Below are 20664 nucleotides of genomic sequence, written 5' to 3'. Positions count from 1 at the left end.
CGTTTAAGGTTTGTTATGTTTGCTTCAACCCCTTTTAATAAAGTACTGCGGCTGGCCTTTGGTGCCAGCCTCGGCTTACTGCTGGCCAAACTGACCAACTCGGATCAATGGGGGGTATTTTTTACCATCAGCCCTGTGTTGTTATTGGGGTTAATCCCCAGACTGACGCCTTTTGTTGTGCTGCAGTATCTGTCGGCTAACCTGTTCGCTGGCGCTATGGTGTTGCTGTACAGCTGGCTCGGCGCTTTAAGTGCTGTCATGACGCTGGCCGTTTTTGTCTATTTTTTGTGGTTATTCCGCCTGATGGCCAAAGGGGCACTTTTTGTTTTTGCTGCTATTGCCATTATTAACGGCAGCATCTTTTTGCATTTTGCCAGCTACCCCAGCATGGATCCGGGTCAGATGCTTGGCAATGCTTTATTGGCGGTGTTGTTTGCGTTGCTGATTAGTGGTGCTGTGATTTGGCTCTTTCCTGTACCAGAACAAGCTATGCACATGCCTCCGGCTAAAACTCCGCTTGAACAGCAACAACAAAGCCTGGTCGCAGCTACCATTGCAACCTTGTCTTTTGTTGTCTTTCAGTTGTTAGATTTGCAGGATTCGCTGTCTGCTCAAGCCAGCAGTATCCTTATTCTGTTGCCTATGAGTTTTACTGGCATAGTGCAGGCGGGTATCAAACGAGCGTCAGGCGTATTGCTGGGATCCGCCTATGCGATCGCGGCTCAGTTGGTGTTGTATGACAACTACCAGCATTTAGCCTTAACCCTACTGGCGTTCTTTTTTGGCATGCTGATTTTTGCCAGAGCTCAGCAACTGGAAGGCCCGGGCTCTGGTGTAGCTTTTGGTGGCATGACAACTATGGCTATTATTTTTGGTCAGTATTTAAAGCCGGATCAGGATTTGATGTACAGCGCTTTGTACCGCATCAGCTCCGTCAGTGTTGCTGTAGTTTTAACTTTGCTTTTAGCCACAGTGTTGTATTTGCAGCTGGAGCGTCACAACTTTAAAACAAACGCGAATAAAAAAGCCCCGTTAATCAGTGACTAACGGGGCTTTTCCTGTCTTTTTCACTTAGCCCTTATCGGCTTCGTTGTCCGACATAGCTTTGTGTAACTTCACTACATTACGGCTTTTACGCATGCGGATATTGATCATTTCTACAGTCATAGAGAAAGCCATCGCAAAGTAGATGTAACCTTTGGGTACATGCACATCAAAACCTTCAATCATTAAAGTCACACCCACTAAAATCAGGAAAGACAGAGCCAGGATTTTAATAGACGGGTGGGCGTCGACAAATTCACCAATGGATTTGGCCGCAAACAACATCACAAGCACTGCTGAAATAATAGCTATAGCCATAATCTCAATATCGTTTACCAGACCCACAGCTGTGATCACGGAATCCAGCGAGAACACAATGTCTAAAATGGCAATTTGGATCAGCACCATAAACAAACTGTTGGCCACCACTTTAGGGCCAGTTGTTTCTTGTTCAACCCCTTCGAGGCTATGGTGAATTTCCTGAGTGGATTTGGCCAGCAGGAATAAACCGCCACCTATTAAGATGACATCACGGCCCGAAATATCGTTGCCAAGCACAGTAAACCAATTTTCAGTTAAGCCCATCACCCATGAAATTGAGAATAACAACGCCAGGCGGGCAAACATGGCTAAACCCAAACCGACACGACGAGCAAACTCCCGTTGATGTGCAGGTAAACGTGATACCAAAATTGATAAGAAGATAATATTGTCGATACCCAGCACTATTTCCAGAGCTGCAAGAGTACCCAACGCAATCCAGGCTTCAGGACTTGCGATCCATTCAAACATAGAAGATTTCCAAGGTTTAGTTAATGCTGGCTAGTGTAGCGGCTTTACTGACGAATTTCAGCTGGAGCCTAGGGTTTATCTTGCAGCTTTGGCAATTGTTCCTTGTACTCAACCAGACCGTAGCGTTGTTTCAATTGTTGGATCTGGTCTTGTTGTTCAATCAGAAACTGATTAAAACGCCGAATTTGCTCCGGATGCTTTTGGCTGGATAAATGAAAAGCAAGATTGGTAAAAGGCAGATGTTCCGCCATCACTAATGCGCCAGGCGACTGCATTTGTTGTAAATGGTACTGAGCTACATTGTATTCGACATTTGCAGCGTCCACCCTGCCCCGGATCGCCATACGTAAGGCCGATTCAGCATCAGCTACATCCAGAATTTTAAACTTATGAGTTTGCTTCAGTTGCAGCCACAGGCTAGGCGAAAAACCATGAATATTGGCCAGCACTTTAAAATCAGCCAGCTGCATAAAACGTTTTTCCGGTAAAACCAGTGAGGAACCTAAGGTATAAATCACCGGAGCACTGAAGTATTTGGCCAGGTTCTGATCGATATCTAAATGAGGTTGCCATGCCTTGTTATCCGGGTAAACAAAGTCAGTTAACTCCACAGAGTCTTTGTATAAGCGTTTGACAGGCAAAGCCTTGAAGCGAAACTCGTCACCACTCCATTGGCTGTAGAGCTGGATCAGATCAAAAAAATAGCCGCGTGGCTGCGGCGACAAAAAATCGTAATGTGGATAATAATCCAGTTGCTCTATCCCTATCACATAGGTTTTCGCCTGCAGGCTCCAACAGAAACAACCACCGAATAACAAAACAAGTGCAAGGCGCATGCAACTCCAATTTCTTCAATGACACTGCTGTAAGCCTAGTTTATTCAGAGCCTATTTACCTGAATACCTTTGCTCTGGTGGCAAATAGCCCGGAATAGAGTTCAGCTCGACCTGATCCAGTTGGCCCGGTTTTAAAAACTGCTCTGCATACTGCAGATAGACTTTTTGATCGATAAAAATATCAAACAGGTCTGGGTCTATATGCTGGTTTTCTTTCATTCGCCCCATAATGGCCAGACATTCGCTTAAAGGCTTCCCCTCTTTGTAAGGTCGGTCGGACGCCGTTAAGGCTTCAAAAATATCGGCGATTGCCATCATGCGGGCCGGCACTGACATTTGTTCTTTCGTCAGACCTTTGGGATAACCAGTGCCATCCATTTTTTCATGATGACCACAAGCAAACTCAGGCACCCTTTGTAAATGTTTGGGGAAAGTTAAAGACTCCAGCATATCGACGGTAATATCCATATGACGGTTGATGATCTGCCGCTCTTCAGGAGTCAGGGTGCCACGGGCTATACTCAGGTTATATATTTCATTGTCAGACAACAGATTTTGTACCTGACCACCAATGTGGATCTGCTGTTGACGGCCAAAATCAGCCACGCGCTGCTGATCGTTTTTATCCATAAACTCGCCGCCAATATTGGCTTTACGCAAAAATTCACGTTGAGCGTCCAACTCAGCCAAACCATCCGCCAGTTGTTGTTGCAATATAGCAACTTGCTCCAGATCCTGTTGATGCGAGGCCAGATACAAAGGACCAGCCAGACTCAACTCCAGGTCCCTTTTAGCAATTTCGATTTTGGCGTCGACCAGCTCTATCCGGTCAAAAATGGTCTGTAACTTACTGGCTTTATCCATTACATATTCGGGCGTGGCAATTTTGCCGCAGTCATGCAACCAGCCTGCGACACTTAGCTCGTGACGGTCAGCATCTGTCAGTACAAAGTCTGCTAAAGGTCCGGTATTGTAATGGTGCACCGCACTGGCTAGCATCATGGTCAACTCAGGAACCCGCCGGCAATGTCCGGCTGTGTAAGGTGATTTTTCATCTATAGCTTTAGCAATAAGCCGTGCTATGCCTTGAAATAACTCTTCCATATTTTCAATCAGTTGCTTATTGGTCAGCGCCACAGCAGCTAAAGAAGCCAATGAGCGCACCAATTCCATTTGCTGAGTTGAAAAAGCACTGACTTTGCCATCCACTGTGGCATTGATCAGCTGCAATACACCATTGAGTTCGCCTTCATGATTTTTCATCGGTACAGTCAGCACAGACTGAGTATGGTAGCCGGTGCGCTGATCCATACTACGAGCCGCGCTTAAATCGTATTGCTGGCAGGCGTATGCATCAGGAATATGGATCATTTCGCCTTCAGCGGCAGCAATAGCCACTATGGCGTGTTGATTCACCTGACCCTCTGTGTAGATAGGAATAGAGGGGAAAGGGATAGGCACGCCAGAGCTGCCGCCCATATACATATTGAGCGAGTTGTTGATTAAGGTCTCAAATTTCAGACTCTTGTCAGCCGTCACTGAATAAATAGTGCCGCCGTCTGCCTGAGTTAAGGTTTGAGCACTAGTTAAAATACGCTCCAGCAGACGGGTTGTATCCCGCTCTACCGACAACGAAATGCCTATTTCTATCAGGTGTCGTAATACTGAAGGTTCAGTCATCATTTTTCACTGCCATGACTACTTTTCTGCATGAGTATAGACCCCATCCCAATCTGCACCAGGTGGATGCTGACGGTAATGAGCCAATCGTTCGAGATACAAGCTGTATAACTTATCACTATAGCGCTGATGCAGCGAGGCCCAAAGCACTTCGGCGTCGGCCCAATTTTGCTCTGAGTACAACAAAAGCGCTTGTTCATGCTGCTGCAACGCGGCGGCAAAGTCGGGGTTGAGCACTAAGCTGGCATCCACAGGTTCGTAAATAGCCACAGCTTCAGTTTTACCTTTCACTTTCACTTTATCTACGCTGCGAAAAATGATGTTCTGGCATTGTTGTACAGTCGACTGACTGACCAAAAACCGGACACCGTAATATTTCGTCAGACTTTCCAGGCGGGAGCCTAAATTCACCGCATCCCCCAGTACTGTATAAGCACGGCGGTATTCCGATCCCATGTCACCGACGTTCATTTCGCCTGTATTGATACCCACACCAATATCGATAGCGGGCAAGCCATCCAACACAAAACTTTTACTGAGTTCATCCGTGACTTTTAACATGGAAAAGCCAGCTTTCACCGCCAGTTCTGCATGATCTTTGACATCCAAAGGCGCATTCCAGAATGCCATCACCATATCACCCACATATTTATCTATAGTGCCATGATGCTCAAAAATAGTTTTGGTAATGGGCGAAAAGTAGCGGTTTAATAAGGTTTTCAGTTCTGTGGCACTCAGCTTCTCTGACAAGCTGGTAAAACCCCGGATATCAGAGAACAACACTGACATCTCCTTTCGTTTACCGTCCAGGCTGACACTCTCAGGGTGATTCAGCATTTCATCAATGTGAGCAGGTGGCACATACTGGTCAAAAATAGACTTAATCCGTGCCTTTTGCTGCGAAGCTCCAAAAAAGCCATAGATTAAATTCAGTAAGGTCAGGCCTAAAATCAGCAACAGGCTCGATGTCAGTGGCAAATCCAGTTTTAACACCTGCCAGCAATATAGGTTTCCCCCCAGAGTCAGCAGCAAAAGGCCACCGCCACTCAAGGCCAAACTGACCGGACCCAAAGAAGGAAAAACCAGACTCATCAACAGACCCAGTACCACTAAAAACAAAAACACCAAAGCTTCAGCCCAATCCGGATGCGAGTGAATCAGTTCCGGATAAATGAGGCCTTCAAACACATTGGCGTGAACCTCCACACCAGGGTATTGCACCCCAACCGGAGTGGAGCGCAAGTCGGCATGACCTACAGCTGAGGTGCCAACAAAAACGATAGCGTCTTTGAGCAAAGTTTTATCCACTTGACCATGCAACACATCGGAAGCGGAAATATAAGGGAAACTACGGGCAGGCCCACGATAAGGGATCAACACCCTGCCGTATAAATCTGTATTGATGCGGGTGTTCCCCACAGTGACACCGACTATAGTATTAATCTGTTCCAAAGGAGCAGTTTCTACCGTCAATTCGTTCGCCAGTGCATACAAACGGGCAGCTTCCAGCGCCAGTGAAGGATAAACTTTATCCTGATAGCGGATCAGTAAAGCTGCCTGACGAATAAAACCATCAGGATCTGGGGATGAGTTAATAAAACCTGTGCCCGAACTATGTTGCTGCAGCACTGCGGTATTCGCGACATAGCCTGCAAAATGACTGGCCGAACTTTGACTGGCCTCACTGTCCATCAGAACATAACTTTCAGGTAACTGACCTACAGCCAGTTGTTCTTGCTGAAATAAGAATCCCAGTACCACATCTTTGTTTTCAAGGCTGTTGGCAAAGTGCTGATCCGCATCCAGAGCCGGGGCTAATTGCTGCAATTCTTCGGTCATTTCGGCCGATAACTGCTTTGCCCCCTGTAATACTTGTTGTACCGGGTTACGTTCAGGCTCTGAGAAAATGACATCAAAAGCCACCACTGAAGCCCCTGCTGCAGTTAACTGTTCCAGCATTTGCGCAACCAACTGTCGGCTCCAGGGCCAACGCCCCACTTGCTGCAAACTTTTTTCGTCTATATCCACAATGACGACAGGCAGGTCGGTTGCGGCTCTGTATGGCAGAGTCAGTGTTAATCTGCTGTCATACAAGATCCCATCCAGACGTTTTAACAAGGATTGCTCTGAATACACTGCACTGAGCTGAGCCAGCACCAGTACTGTGCTAAACAACAGACTACAAAATACGACCCACTGATGACGACGCCAATACTTCAGCACCACAACTCCATTCCTTCCTGCGCCATCACCACTTCAGGTTGCTGGCCGTAAAACTGCTGCGCCAGTTGATCCAATTGCTGATCACTGCGAGCCGGATCATGGCTGAAAATCACCAGCTTTTTCACTTTAGCGTCCACAGCTAAAACCACAGCCTCACTGACCAGTGAGTGACCCCACCCCAATTTATGAGGCATATCAGCTTCCAGATACTGTCCGTCATGGATCAACAGATCGACACCTGCGACAAACTCCAGCCATTGTGCTCTTGAGGTCAGCTCTTGCTGTGGTGGGAAAAGTTCATTGTCAGTGACATAAGCCACGGTCTGGCCGTCTGCTGCAATACGATAAGCACTGCCTGATCCCGGATGATTCAGCCGGCAACGTTGAATTTGAAAATCCCCCAGTTGCCATTGATCTTCTGCCATAGGGGTAATGCGAATAGCAGAGGGTAACTGTTCTGGTGTGACAGGAAAAAACTCGCCACACATTTGCTTTAAAATAGCGTCATGTTCACCATGCAGGGTATGGCCCGGAATTATGCGGATCGGCCGCCCTGCCTGATAGGCTGGTGCAAAAAAAGGGAAGCCCTGAATATGGTCCCAGTGGTTATGGCTCAGCAGCAACACCAGCTCGGTATTGTCTGCCAGCAGTTCTTGCCCAAGGCCCCGAATACCAGTGCCTGCATCAAGAATTAATTGCTGACCACTTTGGCTGGTCAGTAGTACACAAGGGGTGTTACCTCCATAACGTTGTGTATCAGCACCGGGAGTAGGAATTGAGCCACGCACACCATAAAATTTAATTTGCATAATGACTCACTAAATATTTCCGGGGTTGTAGTGATAAAACAGGTATTGCCGCAGCGTTGCCTGATTGCCCCCCGATCCATAGTTACTCCAACCCAAGGTGACTTTACTGCTGGTCAGCTCCATAAATACATCGCTGGAGAAGCTAGAACCAGTAAATAAGTGAGCGCCATAAATAGCAGAGTTGGCTTCAAATGCCGGATCCCAGCGGCCTACATCTGCGCCACTGCCATCCAGCAGCACGCGCCCTACCCAGACATCGTTCCACATGCTAGTACCAACCATCAGCAATCGCCCTGAAGCATCCATCTGGATTTTTTTGATCTTCAGAGCGGCAGGCACCAGATTGCTGAAACTGTTATACAGTCTCGGCATACCTGAATTAAACGAATTATCCGTCAGGCCATTTTGCAGCAACCTATACAGGTAATGCGAATCATTGCTTTCAAAGCTTCTCGACAGTGCCAGAACCAGATTGCGACCGGCATCAAAATCCAGGCCATTGATATATTCAGAATAGTAGTAGTAGTCATTACTGTTATCCACCAGATTCATCAGGCTATAACCCAAAGCTGCATCACCAAAACTATCTGAAGGACTGTTGGCCGCATTCATTAGCAAGCCCGTATCGCTAAAGCGGGCAATATAGAGTTGAGGATCAGTACTCAGCTTGTACTGGCCTGCGATCACCAGACTACCATCTGCAGGATCCAGTTTCATTTGACTGAGTCGTTCTTCTGTTGCTGAGCTGGTATCTATTTCGCTGAATATTGTATAGCCCGCTGCCGAATCACCAAAATAGCCAGCATCCAGGCTGCCATCGGTATTGAGCTGTATAACCACAACGTCTGTATTGCTAGACAGGTAGCTATATTCGGCGCCAATCAACAGGTGGCCATCGGTCCTGACTTGTAACTTCACCACATCAGTCTTGTCATAACTGCCCACAGCCGCAGGCGTTAAGGTAAAAATTCCATTCGCAAAACTGTTGTCCAGGGTACCATCCTGATTTAACCTCATGACAAAACCAGTCCAACCATCATTCTCATCAATACCATCACCGGCCACATAAAGCTGATTTGAATCTGCTTCAGCTATGGTATTTATCCTCAGATCATAAAGCTGATCATTCGCCAAAAGCACCAGGCCATGATTACCAAAACTCTGATCTAAAGCACCACTGGCTGTTAACCGGCCAACAAAAGCCTGCTGATAGCTGCCATTGAGGGAAGAATAGCTATAGCCATAAAACAGTGTTTTATTGACCTGGCTGCCCAGTAGCAATCTTTGACTGCCAAGCAAAATATCTTCACCAAAGCCAGCATTAAACCAGCGCTGACCATCGCCGGAAAATGCAGTGTCCGCAGCCAAAGTATTGTGCTGATATTTACCGACCCAGTTAAAGCTAACACTGCCAGTAGCACCGTAATTTGGATTACTGAAATGATTGAGCAACCACAAGCCAGCAGCATCACTTTGCAGATCCACAGCTTTTAATTGTCCATCCACAGCCAGAGGCTGATCGGACATAAAGTCCCCAATCAGATTGTATTGACTAAGAGAGACCCTATCACCGCCGCTCTCTGCTGTACTGGTCAGCACATAGAATCCACTCTGATCGACCGCCAGAGCTTGGTAATGCAACGGATAACCTGAATGACCACTGACCTGAATAAATCCGGCAGCATTGCCAAAGCCAGGATTTAGACTGCCGTCGTAAGTCAGCTTAAAAAACAACCCATCCGGACTTGTCGGGGCAGAAAACTCAGTCACGCTGCCCACCACATACAACTCATCGTTGTACAACACAGCGTCATAAGGTTTAGAAGAATACAAAGAGAAATCATATTCCCTGTACCCAACACAGCCTGGAGTACAGCCGAAAGTACTGCTGTCTAATACAAAAGAAGAGGAAAAGCGGGCAATCACTATATGCTCTGTAGACGACTGGCCTATACCATAGTAGTTATGGTCACTGTCCTGACGAACCAGATCAAACTGTTTAACCGCACTAAGTTGGCTCAGCCAGCCGCCCAGATAGCCGGAGTCTGCAAACTCGAACAAAAAGGCCTGACTGCTATTTTTCACACCAGATACTACATAATTTCCCTGGTGGTTCAGCAGTAGATCCGTGGCTTGCATATCACTGCTATCACATGGGGAATATTCACAGAGTAGATAGCCTTGCGTAGTAGGTCCAAAACTATAATCCAACAGCCCATTTTCATTGAGCTTCATCAAATAAAAACCTGAAGCATTAGTTTCAGTATAGTTAACTAACAGCACAAGCTCATTACTGCTGGTTAACACAGCTGCCACAGCTTGCTCCGTAGAGTAGCCATAGAAAAAGGAGTTTCGGAACAGGCCTTTGTCGGCATAACTTGGGTCAACAGAACCATCCGGGTTCAGTCTTACGACAAAAAGTTCCTGCTGATAAGAGTTGCTGACGTTACCAATCACCAGACTACGGCCATCACTCTGAGGAATAATTTGCACCGGGTCGTTGAATTCGCCGCTCAGCATCATCTCCAGTGCCAGGTTGGCACCTCCGGCAAAACCGGTATCAGCAATCACTGTGGTTTCATCGGTTGGGGCAGCAACAACGTTAATGATTACTGTGGCTGTGTCTGTCAGATTGGCATCGCCATTTTCTGTCACTTTGACCACCAGACTGTAAGACGCTGTAGTACTAGCATCCAGCAAAGACGAATCAGCAACCTGAATCACGCCGCCTGAGGTAATAGCAAAAACTCCACCTGTGTTGCCTGACAAAATCTCAAAACTATAACTGCCTGGATCCGGGTCAGTCAGAGTCATGGCCAACACCTGCTGGGAGTTCACATAGTTATCATAAATAGTGACAGTCGCGTCTTGTAGCACAGGAGGAGCATTCACCGGCAGAATATTCAATTCCACCTGAGCATCAGAAGTGAGTGCCCCCTGACTTAGCCGGTAGGTAAAGTAAAAAGCACCGTAGGAGCCTGTTGCAGGCTGATAGGTAAAAGTACCATCTGTATTAAAGCTCAGAGTGCCATAAGGCGGCGCTTGCACCAGACTGACACTCAACTGTTGGCCTGGATCAAAAATATCATTCTGCAGCACAGAATTACCTGCTGTCACTGTAAGCAGCGTATCTTCATCCAGAGTATAAGCATCAAAGTTTGCTAACAAGGCAGGCAACACCTGAGCCACAGTGATGGTGACTGCTGCACTTGCAGTTCTTACACCATTAGTAACCTGATAATGAAAAATATCCTGTCCATAGAAATTCGCATTAGGTTGATAGCTAAAACTGCCATCCGCGTTAAGGTTAAGCTGCCCATAGAATGGTCCTGAAGTGACTGAGGTTGCAGTTAACCCCAGCCCAGTAGGATCATTGTCATTACTAAGCACACCTGCAGCAGTATTCACCTGCAACACGCTGTCCTGATCCACTGTATAGGAGTCAGCATTAGCGACAGGCATGGCAGATATCACATTCAGCGTAATTAAAGCTGTACCTGCAGCACCAGCGCTGTCCGTGATTTGTATATACAAAGCGCCACTGCCACCACCTCTGGCCAACAGCGCACTTGCACTGGCCACCACAAGCTGGCCCTGATTAGTCACTGAAAAGGCTTGAGTATAATCCCCACTCAAAATGCTAAAGCTGTAACTTTGGTCGGTTTCAGCATCTTGCCAAACCAGTTGCCCTACAACAGATCCCTGCACCACAGCCTCAGAAAAAGTAAAGGTAGCAGGACTTAATACAGGCGAATCATTCACCGGAGTGACAGTAACAAGCACAGTCGCCTGTGCAGACCGGATGCCATTACTGGCACTGTAAACAAAACTGTCTTGTCCATAAAAGTTCAGGTTTGGGCTGTAGCTAAAATGGCCATTGGCATTCAGGTTTAACACACCATGAGCAGGAGCTGTCACCAGACTGGCAGTTAAGCCCACCCCTTTTAGATCCACATCATTGGCGAGCACACTGACAACTGACGACAGTACCTGGTCTTCTGCCACTGTATAGTTGTCATTATTTGCAGTCACCAGAGTGCTCTGAATCCGGACTGTTACAGTGGCTTGTGCTGTAAGACCCGCACTATTTTGTGCTCTGACCGTCAGTAGAACAGAAGCCCCTCCCAACTGAACCAAAGGTGCAGGGTTTACAACACTAAGTGCACCAGCGGCAGTCAGGCTGAAAATGCCCTGTGTATTACCAGCAATAAGACTAAAGCTAATACTTGTATCAGGATCAGTGTTGGTCACGACAAACTGGGCTAAGCCAAAACCTTGAGGTACATCGTCCCAGACGTCAATCGTCATATCAGAAAATACAGGAGGGTTTGCAGCAGCAATAATAGTGATGCTCACAGAGCCAGTACCCACAGCTCCCGCAGGATCTGTCACCTGATAGCTAAAACTGTCTGTCCCTGTTGCCGTAGCATTGGGTTGATAGCTAAAAGCACCGTCCGCTGACAAGGTCAACACTCCCTTGGCCGGGGCTGCAACAGCGGTAGTGACCAGACTCAGGTTGTTGTCATCCACATCAAACGCATGCGCTAACAAACCTGGTGCTTGCACAGACAACAAAACGCCCTGATTCACAGAATAAAAGGATGGCTGTACCACAGGCGGATCATTTTGTGCTATGACAGTCAGTAACACAGTAGCAGTGCTGACTAAACCGGCAGGGTCTTTAATCTGGTAGCTAAAACTGTCAGTACCAAAAAAATCCTGATTTGGGATATACAAAAAACTGCCATCTGATGCCAATACCAACTGGCCGTTTTTGACGGTAGTTGGCAATTCAGTCATCAAGGTAACTGCATCGCCATCAGGATCAACATCGTTGGCCAATATGCCATTTGTGGCATTCACCTCCAGCCTTTGATCCTCATTCACCTGATAACTGTCATTCTGAGCTACTGGGGCAGCGTTCGTCATTTCAATGCGCAGACTGACTCTGGCCTGAGCTGAACCGCCCTGACCATCAGTCACCTGATACACAAAAAAGTCTTCGCCTACATAATTGGTTTGTGGTGTATAGCTAAAAGAACCATCTGCATTGAGCTGTAAACTGCCATGGGCAGGTACTGTTAAGGGTGCAACGTCGACAACCAGCCTATCGCCATCCACATCAAAATCATTATTTAATACCCCTGGCGCAGCAATATTCAAACTGTTGTTTTTATTCAGACTATAACTGTCATCCTGTGCTACTGGAGCATCGTTCACAGGCAACACAGTCAGACTAACCAGAGCTTGTGCTGCCAGCCCTTGAGTGTCGACGATTTGGTAAATAAAGCTGTCATTGCCAACAAAGTCGGGCACAGGCTGATAAATAAAAGAGCCATCGGTATTCAGTACTAAAGTTCCGTTGTCCGGCAAACGTACAGCTTGTGGCTCCAGACTAAAACTGCGGCCATCAGGATGACTGTCATTGTCCAGTAAAAAGCCTCTGAATTCCGTGTCTTCGTTCAGGCTAAACTGATCAGGTGTAGCAACAGGGGATGAAAATTCAGGCGCCCCCACAGGCTGCACCACATGTTGCTGCGAGAACAAACTTTCACCAGACGAATCTACTCCGGTAATAAGGACAAAATAACGTTGATTTGCAATCAGGTTTGCTACAGACAATGTCGATTGCGACAGAGCTAAAAACTGCCGTCCACCGGTTTTTGTCAGAACATTTTCAGGTGTGATACCTGGCTGCTCTGCAATGTAAAGGTTATAACGGCGAGCGCTACCGCTTGCTGCCCAGTTGATCTGTGCACTGGTGTCAGTTCTGCTGGTGTTTACCCCTGTGATGGGTTCAGGCAACCATTCAATATCCCGGGCATCAAACATAACGCGATTGCCTAACAGATCTTCCAGCCACAGCTCTAAACGTAAGGATCCAGGAGTTAAGCCAAAATTGCGCGGATTTACCCCGGTCACAGTTTGTGAGTAGGATGTACCACAGTTGCTGTCACATAAAACCAAAGCCTGTTCACTGCCATTAAAACCAACCAGCACACGGGCTATACCATCAGAGTCTGCCACATCAACAGCTATAGTCAGATTGCCACTAATGCTCTCACCCGAGCGCGGAAACCGATAAGTGGCAGTGCCATTACCCACAGCAAGATTTTGAACCTGATCAGTCCGTAAAGGTGAACCTGCGGCCAGCGAGTTGTAGCCAAAAGCCACCATTAACCCCATTTCAACAGGAGTGCCTCCCACCGGAGGAATAACAGGAGGTGTAACCGGAGGAATAACGGGCGGAGACACAGGAGGTCTCTCCCCAGAAGGGCTGTCCGACCCGCTTTCACCACCAGAGCCACCACAAGCGGCCAGCAGCACACAAAGTGTGAACACTAACCAGCAGCGAAAAAATTCACGAAGCAGAGCTAAACGCATAACTTTATCCTTCAAGGCGGTGCTACTTGATCAAAAATATACCGCCAGCTGTCACCGCTGGGTTCTCTGTTTCGCTCAGCACAAATTGCCCGAGGATCTGATCAATACCATCCACAAAAAGGGTGTCGACCTGCCCCTGTGCTCTTTCATTACCATGGCTGGCGAAATTAACACCTAATTCCAGTTGGTCCACATTCACCACCCCATTAAAAGCAGCAAACCACTCTCCCCCCGCATCATTAAAAGACAATTCACCTTGAGGGACAGTACCGTTATCAAAATCTATCGTCAGACTGACCTGAAAGTCTGACACAGCCCCTTCTGTGCTTTGCACACTGAATTGTTCAAGGCTGGCGTATTGATAACTGCCTGAGCGCGCAGCAATTAATTCAGCAACCGGGATTTGATTGCTGCTGCCCTGATAAGCTTGCTCCGCAATAAAAGACGTATCTTCAGAACCCTGATTTGATACTGAATTTGTTGCTTGGGTTAAGGCGGTCGTTGACGCTGCATCTGCACTGCCGCCGGAACCGCCAGCGCTTTCATCGCCGCCAGCCCCAGATTCTCCTGCAAATTCTGCAGGAGGAGACAACAAGGGGGTCACCTGACCCGTTGTGGTGATTTGCGCAAATGACGCACTTGCTCCCCCACCAAAAGTAACATTTTCTACAGTACCGTCTGAGCGGGTAATTTGTAATTCAATCTGGCCATCCCAAACCCCCACCAGCATAATTTCGTTGATGTAGGACAACTGAAAGGTGGTACCACGAATACCTATGCTGCCCACAGGAGTTTTGAGCTGGTAGTTACCGGCATCCCCTTTGATAGAGCCAGTGACTGTGCGCAAGCCGCCTTTAACAAGTTCCATCACGACTGAGCCTTGTTCAGTGGCGGAACCGGCTTTGTATTCAGAGATCAACAGCTCTGTATCGCTTTGCAAAGCAACCAAAGCGCCATCAAGCATTCTGAACTGGGCCTGGCTTTGTGCACCTGTACTGACTTGATCGATATTAAAAACCGGTGCTTTACGACTTAAATCGCGGCTTTGTTGGGTATCAGTGGCTGTGGCAGTGACATTGCCCCTGGCCATCAAAGTCAGCCCTGCATTAGCAGCTTGTTCCTGGGCTGATACAGCAAGACTCAGGATCGCCAGAGCTGGTATCACGGACAGGTGAAGGTTAGAACGCATAGCTGGCTCCTAGCACACATTCTGTGCGGTCGTATTCATACAAAGTAACGGGGCTATTTTTATTAGTGTAGCTGCATCTGAGTTCAGTGCCGAAGGAGGCCGAATATTGCCACATCCAGCTGGCTGTAAAGGAAAATAACGATTCTTCCCGTTCTACCCTGAATAATGGGTGAGGTGCTTTATAACTGACATCTTGTAACTCAGCTCTGGCCAGAAGAATATGCGAGGCACTGGCCAGCCAGATAGTGCTGTAACTGAGTGAACTGACATCTCTGCTATTGTAGTCGGCACTCTCCAGACGACTACGTTCATTGGCAACACTGACATTAGCCTGATTAATCCAGCGGTTGCCTTTGCGTTCCCAGGACGCTGTAATGGCATGCACAGTCAAATTTAATCTGTCATCTATTCTGTTATCTGAACGACCTGACACCCATTGCAAGCCAAGAGAATTGAGAGTATTAAACTGATAACTTCCACTGATCTGTCCTCCCCAGTCATTACGATACAACTGCCCGTCTAAACGCAAAGGTCTGCTATAAGCACGCAGGCTATATCGATACTGCTGATAATCAGCTTCAAAACCAACACGAGCGGCCAGAGTTTCCCGATCAAATTCAGACAACTGATTAAACTGTGTTGCTCCTAACTGTGCATCCGCCAGCCAAGCATAACGCTGGTCCTGTTGCCAGCGCCCATCAAAGCTATAGCCAAGTTGATGGAAATAGTCACTGCTTGCTTTGCTTTGCGGAAATACATCAATTTCCCCCAGAGAGGGGATAAAAATTCTGTCCTCAGCCGTTCCGCTGTTTACATTGTCATCATGACCAAAGCCATATCTGATCTTATGCCGTTGATAGCCTTTTAGCTTAGCTTGCTGCCACTCTACTGCACTGCGTAACTTAGACACAGGCTCAACCAGGTCTGCTTGTGGCTCTGTCCCGAGTCGTTCCAGTTGACGTAAAGCTGCAGGGTAATTCTTTGTTTTGTAATAGGCCTGAGCTAAGGTAAACCGGGCTTGCTGCCACATAGGTTTCTCAGCAACAACACGTTCAAGCGCAAATACAGCTCTGTCATTTTTCCCCACATGCAAAGCAATACGGCCATAGGCCATGTCAAAATCGGGGTCACCTGCTAACTCAGCTTCCAGCGCTTCAGCCAATTGATAGGCCTGCTCCAACTGACCTGTTTGCACCAGTTGAATAAATTCAGCCTTTTGCTGCTCTGTGCTTTGCACTGCAGCAATCAGTGGACAAGCCGCTGTGCTTAACAAAACAAAAATGCCCATTTTCAAAAGAGGCTTGAGAGTGGCTTTCACTTTTTGTTTCCCTGCTTTTCTCACAGCAACCTCTTGTGCTTTGTGATGGCCAGACAGTGTATTTGCCCGACACATAATTAATTCTGCTGTAACAGGAATAGCAGGAAATGTAAAAAAGGAAAGCTCTAACTCTGAATTTCACATCGGAAGTGAAAAATAAATAGTCTGCATAAACATAGATTTAGTCTTTATTTTGTGCCTTTAAATCAGCGCCTTTATCATTTCGGGATTTGAACTGGCGAATTACAATTCAAAGGTTAAAATTAAGTAAATAATATATCTAAGGATGGATCATGGCGCTGGCCTTAGTCCACAGCAGAGCCCGATCTGGTTTGCATGCACCTCTGGTTACAGTTGAGGTGCATTTAAGCCGTGGTTTGCCTGGTTTCCAGTTGGTAGGTTTACCTGAAACCTCTGTCAAAGAAGCCAAAGACAGAGTGCGTAGCGCTTTGATTAATAGTGGCTTTGAGTTTCCGGATCATAAAATCACCGTCAATCTGGCCCCTGCAGACTTACCCAAAGAAGGGGGCCGTTTTGATTTAGCCATAGCCCTTGGCATACTGCATGCCAGCGGTCAGTTACAGGCTGATTTGTCAGCTTATGAATTTTTTGGTGAGCTGGCATTGTCAGGTGAAATTCGCAGTATAGTGGGAGAAATCCCTCTGGCTTTAGCCTGTAAAATTGCCGGACATACAGCGGTGTTTCCACTAAAAAATGCCATACAAGCCCAACAAGTACCGGATCTTAAAGTTTTGGGCACAGAACATTTGTTGCAGGTGCACGCCTTTTTATTACACCATCAGGGCTTACCCGCTATTCCAGCTATTCCTGAAACTCAGGCTGAACCTTATCCGGATCTGGCCGACGTAAAAGGCCAGGCCCAGGCCAAAAGAGCACTGGAAATTGCAGCAGCAGGCGAACACAACCTGTTGATGTTTGGCCCGGCAGGCACAGGGAAATCTATGTTGGCTCAGCGGTTGGCCGGTATACTTCCAGTATTAACCGATCAGGAAGCACTGGAAACGGCGGCAATTTATTCAGTAGCGGCACAACCCCGTACTCTGCAACAATGGCATCAGCGCCCTTTTCGTCAACCTCATCACAGCTGTTCTGCTGTAGCTTTGGTGGGAGGAGGATCTGTACCCCGTCCCGGCGAAATTTCCTTAGCGCATAGCGGCGTTTTGTTCCTTGATGAGGTACCTGAGTTTCCACGTGTTGTTCTCGAGTCTTTACGTCAGCCGCTTGAAAGCGGCAAAGTATTTATATCAAGAGCAGCACGGCAGGCCGAGTTTCCGGCCAGTTTTCAATTAGTTGTTGCGCTGAACCCCAGCCCTTCAGGGCATCATAAAGATGGCCGTTCCAGTCCTGAACAAATCCGGCGCTATTTAAGCCGCTTGTCAGGCCCTTTTCTCGACAGAATAGAGTTGCAGGTAGAAGTGCCTTTATTGCCCAAAGGTAGTTTAAGCCAACACAAAACCGAAGAATCCAGTGCTGTAGTGAAACAGCGGGTGGACGCAGCCAGAACTATGCAATGGCAGCGTCAGGGCAAAGCCAATGCGCGTTTAAGTTTGAGTGAACTGGAACAGCATTGCCGTTTACAGCCGGCAGATGCGGATTATTTTGAATCCTGCCTGACTCAGTTGAAACTGTCCGCCCGCAGTTATCATAAGCTGCTAAAAGTAGCGCGCACTCTGGCCGATTTAGCACAACGGCCTCACATAGAGCGCAATGATTTGCTCGAAGCCCTGAGTTACCGCTCTTTTGACCGCTTGCTGAATTATTTACAGTCTTAATGGCTTTTAACAGCTTTTGCCTGATACACACCAAAAAACTGACTGACGGCAATAGCCACTACACCAGAAAACATCAACACAGAAAATGGCAAGGCAGTCCCAGTGTAAGCCAACGCCAGTAAAGGCCCAGCCAAAGCACCACTGCCAAAACGTAAAGTACCAATCACAGCTGTCGCTGTACCGCTATGCTCTGGAAAACGCATTAAAATCATCGCATCTGCATTGGTGGCTATTAATCCCAGACTCGCCATTAGCGGCGCTATACTCAGTACAGTGAAGACTAAACCCAATTCAAACCAGTTTGCCAGACAAAGCACAGTTGAGCTGAACAGAGCCAGCACCAGACCAAAATTCAGCATTCGCTGCGGACCAAATCGGCCGACATACCTACTGTTACAAAAATTTGCCAGCATCAACATCCCTACATTCAGGGCAAACAGCAGGCTAAACAGCTGCTCGTTGACGCCATAATATTCAATGTAAACAAAGGGGACTGCGGTTAAAAAACAGAAAAAAGCAAAAGAGGCAAACATCGAAGTCGCAATTTGTGGTCGTGCCGCCACATGAGCAAAAACAAAACGGTAACCAGCCAGAAACTCCAGTTTGCGCCCTTTAACCACAGACACAGGATCGGGTAAAAAGCGCCAGGTCAGCAGCAGTATTAAAGACGAATACAAAGCCAGTACCAGAAATATGTGCTGCCAGTGCCCAACCCATAACACGGCGCTGCCAATGGCAGGTGCTATTAAAGGTGCCATCATCATAATCATCGACACATAGGACATGCCTTTAGCCGTGTTTTCCTGATACAAAGCACGGATAATACCAGGCACCACAACAGTGGCCGCGCTGCCCGCAAAAGCCTGAAAAGCGCGTAATCCCAACAGCCATTGTGCATCCTGACAAAATACCAGAGCAAAACTGGCCAGGCTGAAAAACAACAAGCCACCTAAGGCCAGCGGACGTCGACCTATGGCATCAGCCAAAGGACCAAAAATCAACATACCCAGGCCATAAGCAGCGAGGTAGATGCTTAAGGATTGTTGGATCAGGCCAATATCTGTGCCCAGTTCATCTGCCATCACTGGCATAGCGGGCAAATACATATCGATAGCCAAAGGAGTTGTGGCAACTATACTGGCAAGCAGCAGCAACAACCCAAAAGAGACTGTTTTACTCATCATAATACTCAGGCAGGAACTAAATAAATGATAACTGATCTCACTAACATTATTGCAGGCTAAATCGCAAGAATTGCGACACTGGTCCTGAACTATGCTAAATAGACAGTGTCTTCCCGGAGTTTTGATATGAAATATCTTGTTGTAATACTAAGCCTGCTTTGCCCACTGCTGCAGGCCGCACCAATAAAAGTAGGTTTGCACGATTCAGCGCCCTGGGCCTATCGCAATGCTCAGGGTGAAATTACAGGGCTGGATTATGAAATAGTTAAAAGCATTTTACAGCGTGAGGGCATTGACGCTGAATTCGAGCTTTACAGCTACAGCCGCTTATTAAAACTCTTTTCAGAACAAAAGTTAGATATAGCCAGTCCTGTTGCTGTGCCTTATCCGGGGGCTTTTTATAGCCAGCCTTACTTTACTGTAGTGGATGTTGCGGCGACGAAAAGTACTAGCCCGCTGTTGATCAAAAAATTGCCGGATCTGGAAGGAAAAACCATAGTTGCCTACCAGCAGGCCAGTGAAGTATTGGGTCCGGATTTTACTGCTATTATAAAAAAAGCCCATTATCTGGAAGAGGCCGACAGAGTTCAGCAGTTTGAATTATTGATGAACGACAGAGTGCAATTGATGATAGGAGACGCCAAAGTATTGGCGTATTACGCCACTAAACGCTACGGTGCTGGCAGTATCAAGATCCATAAAATCTTTCCATCCGTTGATTATCCTGCGGCTTTCTGGAGTGCAGAATTACAGGCTAAATTTAACTCGGGGCTGCTGCACCTGACCGAGTCAGGCGAGTTTGCCCGGATCCATGCTAAACCCCGGCTTTAATCCAGACTTTTGATGATGACTGCCGGATTGCCCGCCACCACTTTAAACGCAGGTACATCTTTCGTCACCACAGCACCAGCCGCTATCACAGCGCCTTCACCTATGGTAACGCCTGGTAAAATAATAGCGCCACCACCCACCCAGACTGAATTGCCTATAGTGACAGCTTTGCCTTGTTCCAGCCCTGTCTTACGCTGAATAGCATCCAGCGGATGAGTTACAGTATAAATCTGCACCCCTGGGCCAAACAGCACATCGTTGCCAATACTGACTTTAGCTGCATCTAAAATGACGCAGTTGTGATTGGCATAAAAATTCTGGCCCAATTCAATATTTTTGCCATAGTCACAGAAAAAGTTGGGCTCGATGTAACAGCTGCCTACGCTGCCAAAGAGTTGTCGGGCTAACTCTTGATGGGCTTTAAAAGGCAGAGGGCCTTGTTGATTGAGCTGAACACACAAAGCTTTGGCATCGAGTCGTTGCTTCGCCAGAGCTTTATCTGCTGGATTAAACCACAAAGCTGCGGCCATTTTTTCCTGTTCTGTCATCTGTTACTACCTTTGTTTAACTTATAGATAAGT

Annotated in this window: 13 protein-coding genes; 3 read left to right on the top strand and 10 right to left on the bottom strand. The window is 47.3% G+C overall.

The window, feature by feature from the left end:
- Positions 1-15: 15 nt before the first annotated feature.
- On the top strand, positions 16-1047 hold the full coding sequence (locus LSG37_RS10215) for a DUF2955 domain-containing protein (protein ID WP_233079775.1): 1032 nt from the start codon (positions 16-18) through the stop codon (positions 1045-1047).
- A gap of 24 nt (positions 1048-1071) precedes the next feature.
- Here LSG37_RS10215 and LSG37_RS10210 read toward each other — a convergent pair whose 3' ends face one another.
- The 8 genes from LSG37_RS10210 to LSG37_RS10175 all read right to left on the bottom strand — a co-directional run bounded on the left by LSG37_RS10210 (position 1072) and on the right by LSG37_RS10175 (position 16299).
- The gene (locus tag LSG37_RS10210) at positions 1072-1836 is read right to left on the bottom strand and encodes a TerC family protein (RefSeq protein WP_233079774.1); all 765 of its coding nucleotides are present in this window, start codon (positions 1834-1836) and stop codon (positions 1072-1074) included.
- Positions 1837-1904: 68 nt separating this feature from the next.
- On the bottom strand, positions 1905-2672 hold the full coding sequence (locus LSG37_RS10205) for a type 2 periplasmic-binding domain-containing protein (protein WP_233079773.1): 768 nt from the start codon (positions 2670-2672) through the stop codon (positions 1905-1907).
- Between the two features lie 51 nt (positions 2673-2723).
- The gene (locus LSG37_RS10200) at positions 2724-4355 is read right to left on the bottom strand and encodes an HD family phosphohydrolase (protein ID WP_233079772.1); all 1632 of its coding nucleotides are present in this window, start codon (positions 4353-4355) and stop codon (positions 2724-2726) included.
- A 15-nt stretch (positions 4356-4370) separates the two neighbouring features.
- The gene (locus tag LSG37_RS10195) at positions 4371-6575 is read right to left on the bottom strand and encodes a CHASE2 domain-containing protein (RefSeq protein ID WP_233079771.1); all 2205 of its coding nucleotides are present in this window, start codon (positions 6573-6575) and stop codon (positions 4371-4373) included.
- Positions 6569-7384: an MBL fold metallo-hydrolase gene (locus tag LSG37_RS10190; RefSeq protein ID WP_233079770.1), complete on the bottom strand. Its 816-nt coding sequence runs from the start codon at positions 7382-7384 to the stop codon at positions 6569-6571. The genes LSG37_RS10195 and LSG37_RS10190 overlap by 7 nt, the downstream gene beginning before the upstream one ends.
- Before the next feature lie 9 nt (positions 7385-7393).
- Positions 7394-13768: a cadherin-like domain-containing protein gene (locus tag LSG37_RS10185; RefSeq protein WP_233079769.1), complete on the bottom strand. Its 6375-nt coding sequence runs from the start codon at positions 13766-13768 to the stop codon at positions 7394-7396.
- A gap of 22 nt (positions 13769-13790) precedes the next feature.
- Positions 13791-14957, bottom strand: a complete 1167-nt coding sequence (locus tag LSG37_RS10180) for a FecR family protein (protein WP_233079768.1) — start codon at positions 14955-14957, stop codon at positions 13791-13793.
- Positions 14947-16299: a tetratricopeptide repeat protein gene (locus LSG37_RS10175; protein WP_233079767.1), complete on the bottom strand. Its 1353-nt coding sequence runs from the start codon at positions 16297-16299 to the stop codon at positions 14947-14949. The genes LSG37_RS10180 and LSG37_RS10175 overlap by 11 nt, the downstream gene beginning before the upstream one ends.
- A 269-nt stretch (positions 16300-16568) precedes the next feature.
- On the opposite strand from LSG37_RS10175, the gene LSG37_RS10170 reads away from it, so the two are divergent.
- Positions 16569-18068: a YifB family Mg chelatase-like AAA ATPase gene (locus tag LSG37_RS10170; RefSeq protein WP_233079766.1), complete on the top strand. Its 1500-nt coding sequence runs from the start codon at positions 16569-16571 to the stop codon at positions 18066-18068.
- Here the strand turns inward: LSG37_RS10170 and LSG37_RS10165 are convergent.
- On the bottom strand, positions 18065-19249 hold the full coding sequence (locus LSG37_RS10165) for a multidrug effflux MFS transporter (protein WP_233079765.1): 1185 nt from the start codon (positions 19247-19249) through the stop codon (positions 18065-18067). The genes LSG37_RS10170 and LSG37_RS10165 overlap by 4 nt on opposite strands.
- A gap of 129 nt (positions 19250-19378) precedes the next feature.
- On the opposite strand from LSG37_RS10165, the gene LSG37_RS10160 reads away from it, so the two are divergent.
- The gene (locus tag LSG37_RS10160) at positions 19379-20083 is read left to right on the top strand and encodes a substrate-binding periplasmic protein (RefSeq protein WP_233079764.1); all 705 of its coding nucleotides are present in this window, start codon (positions 19379-19381) and stop codon (positions 20081-20083) included.
- Here LSG37_RS10160 and LSG37_RS10155 read toward each other — a convergent pair.
- A complete protein-coding gene (locus tag LSG37_RS10155) occupies positions 20080-20631 on the bottom strand; it encodes a sugar O-acetyltransferase (protein ID WP_233079763.1) in 552 nt (183 codons plus the stop codon). The two genes, LSG37_RS10160 and LSG37_RS10155, sit on opposite strands and share 4 nt — an antisense overlap.
- Positions 20632-20664: the final 33 nt, after the last annotated feature.

Origin of the sequence: Rheinheimera soli, assembly GCF_021290985.1 — a bacterium.
GTDB classification, from domain to species: Bacteria; Pseudomonadota; Gammaproteobacteria; order Enterobacterales; family Alteromonadaceae; genus Pararheinheimera; species Pararheinheimera soli.
The sequence above is the reverse complement of the archived record's forward strand: the minus strand, read 5'-3'. Positions and strand labels throughout refer to the sequence as shown.

Bases quoted from the DNA above. Each gene is read 5' to 3' on its own strand.
- LSG37_RS10215 (WP_233079775.1), top strand. From the start codon at position 16: ATGTTTGCTTCAACCCCTTTTAATAAAGTACTGCGGCTGGCCTTTGGT.
- LSG37_RS10210 (WP_233079774.1), bottom strand. From the start codon at position 1,836: ATGTTTGAATGGATCGCAAGTCCTGAAGCCTGGATTGCGTTGGGTACT.
- LSG37_RS10205 (WP_233079773.1), bottom strand. From the start codon at position 2,672: ATGCGCCTTGCACTTGTTTTGTTATTCGGTGGTTGTTTCTGTTGGAGC.
- LSG37_RS10200 (WP_233079772.1), bottom strand. From the start codon at position 4,355: ATGATGACTGAACCTTCAGTATTACGACACCTGATAGAAATAGGCATT.
- LSG37_RS10190 (WP_233079770.1), bottom strand. From the start codon at position 7,384: ATGCAAATTAAATTTTATGGTGTGCGTGGCTCAATTCCTACTCCCGGT.
- LSG37_RS10185 (WP_233079769.1), bottom strand. From the start codon at position 13,768: ATGCGTTTAGCTCTGCTTCGTGAATTTTTTCGCTGCTGGTTAGTGTTC.
- LSG37_RS10180 (WP_233079768.1), bottom strand. From the start codon at position 14,957: ATGCGTTCTAACCTTCACCTGTCCGTGATACCAGCTCTGGCGATCCTG.
- LSG37_RS10170 (WP_233079766.1), top strand. From the start codon at position 16,569: ATGGCGCTGGCCTTAGTCCACAGCAGAGCCCGATCTGGTTTGCATGCA.
- LSG37_RS10165 (WP_233079765.1), bottom strand. From the start codon at position 19,249: ATGAGTAAAACAGTCTCTTTTGGGTTGTTGCTGCTGCTTGCCAGTATA.
- LSG37_RS10160 (WP_233079764.1), top strand. From the start codon at position 19,379: ATGAAATATCTTGTTGTAATACTAAGCCTGCTTTGCCCACTGCTGCAG.
- LSG37_RS10155 (WP_233079763.1), bottom strand. From the start codon at position 20,631: ATGACAGAACAGGAAAAAATGGCCGCAGCTTTGTGGTTTAATCCAGCA.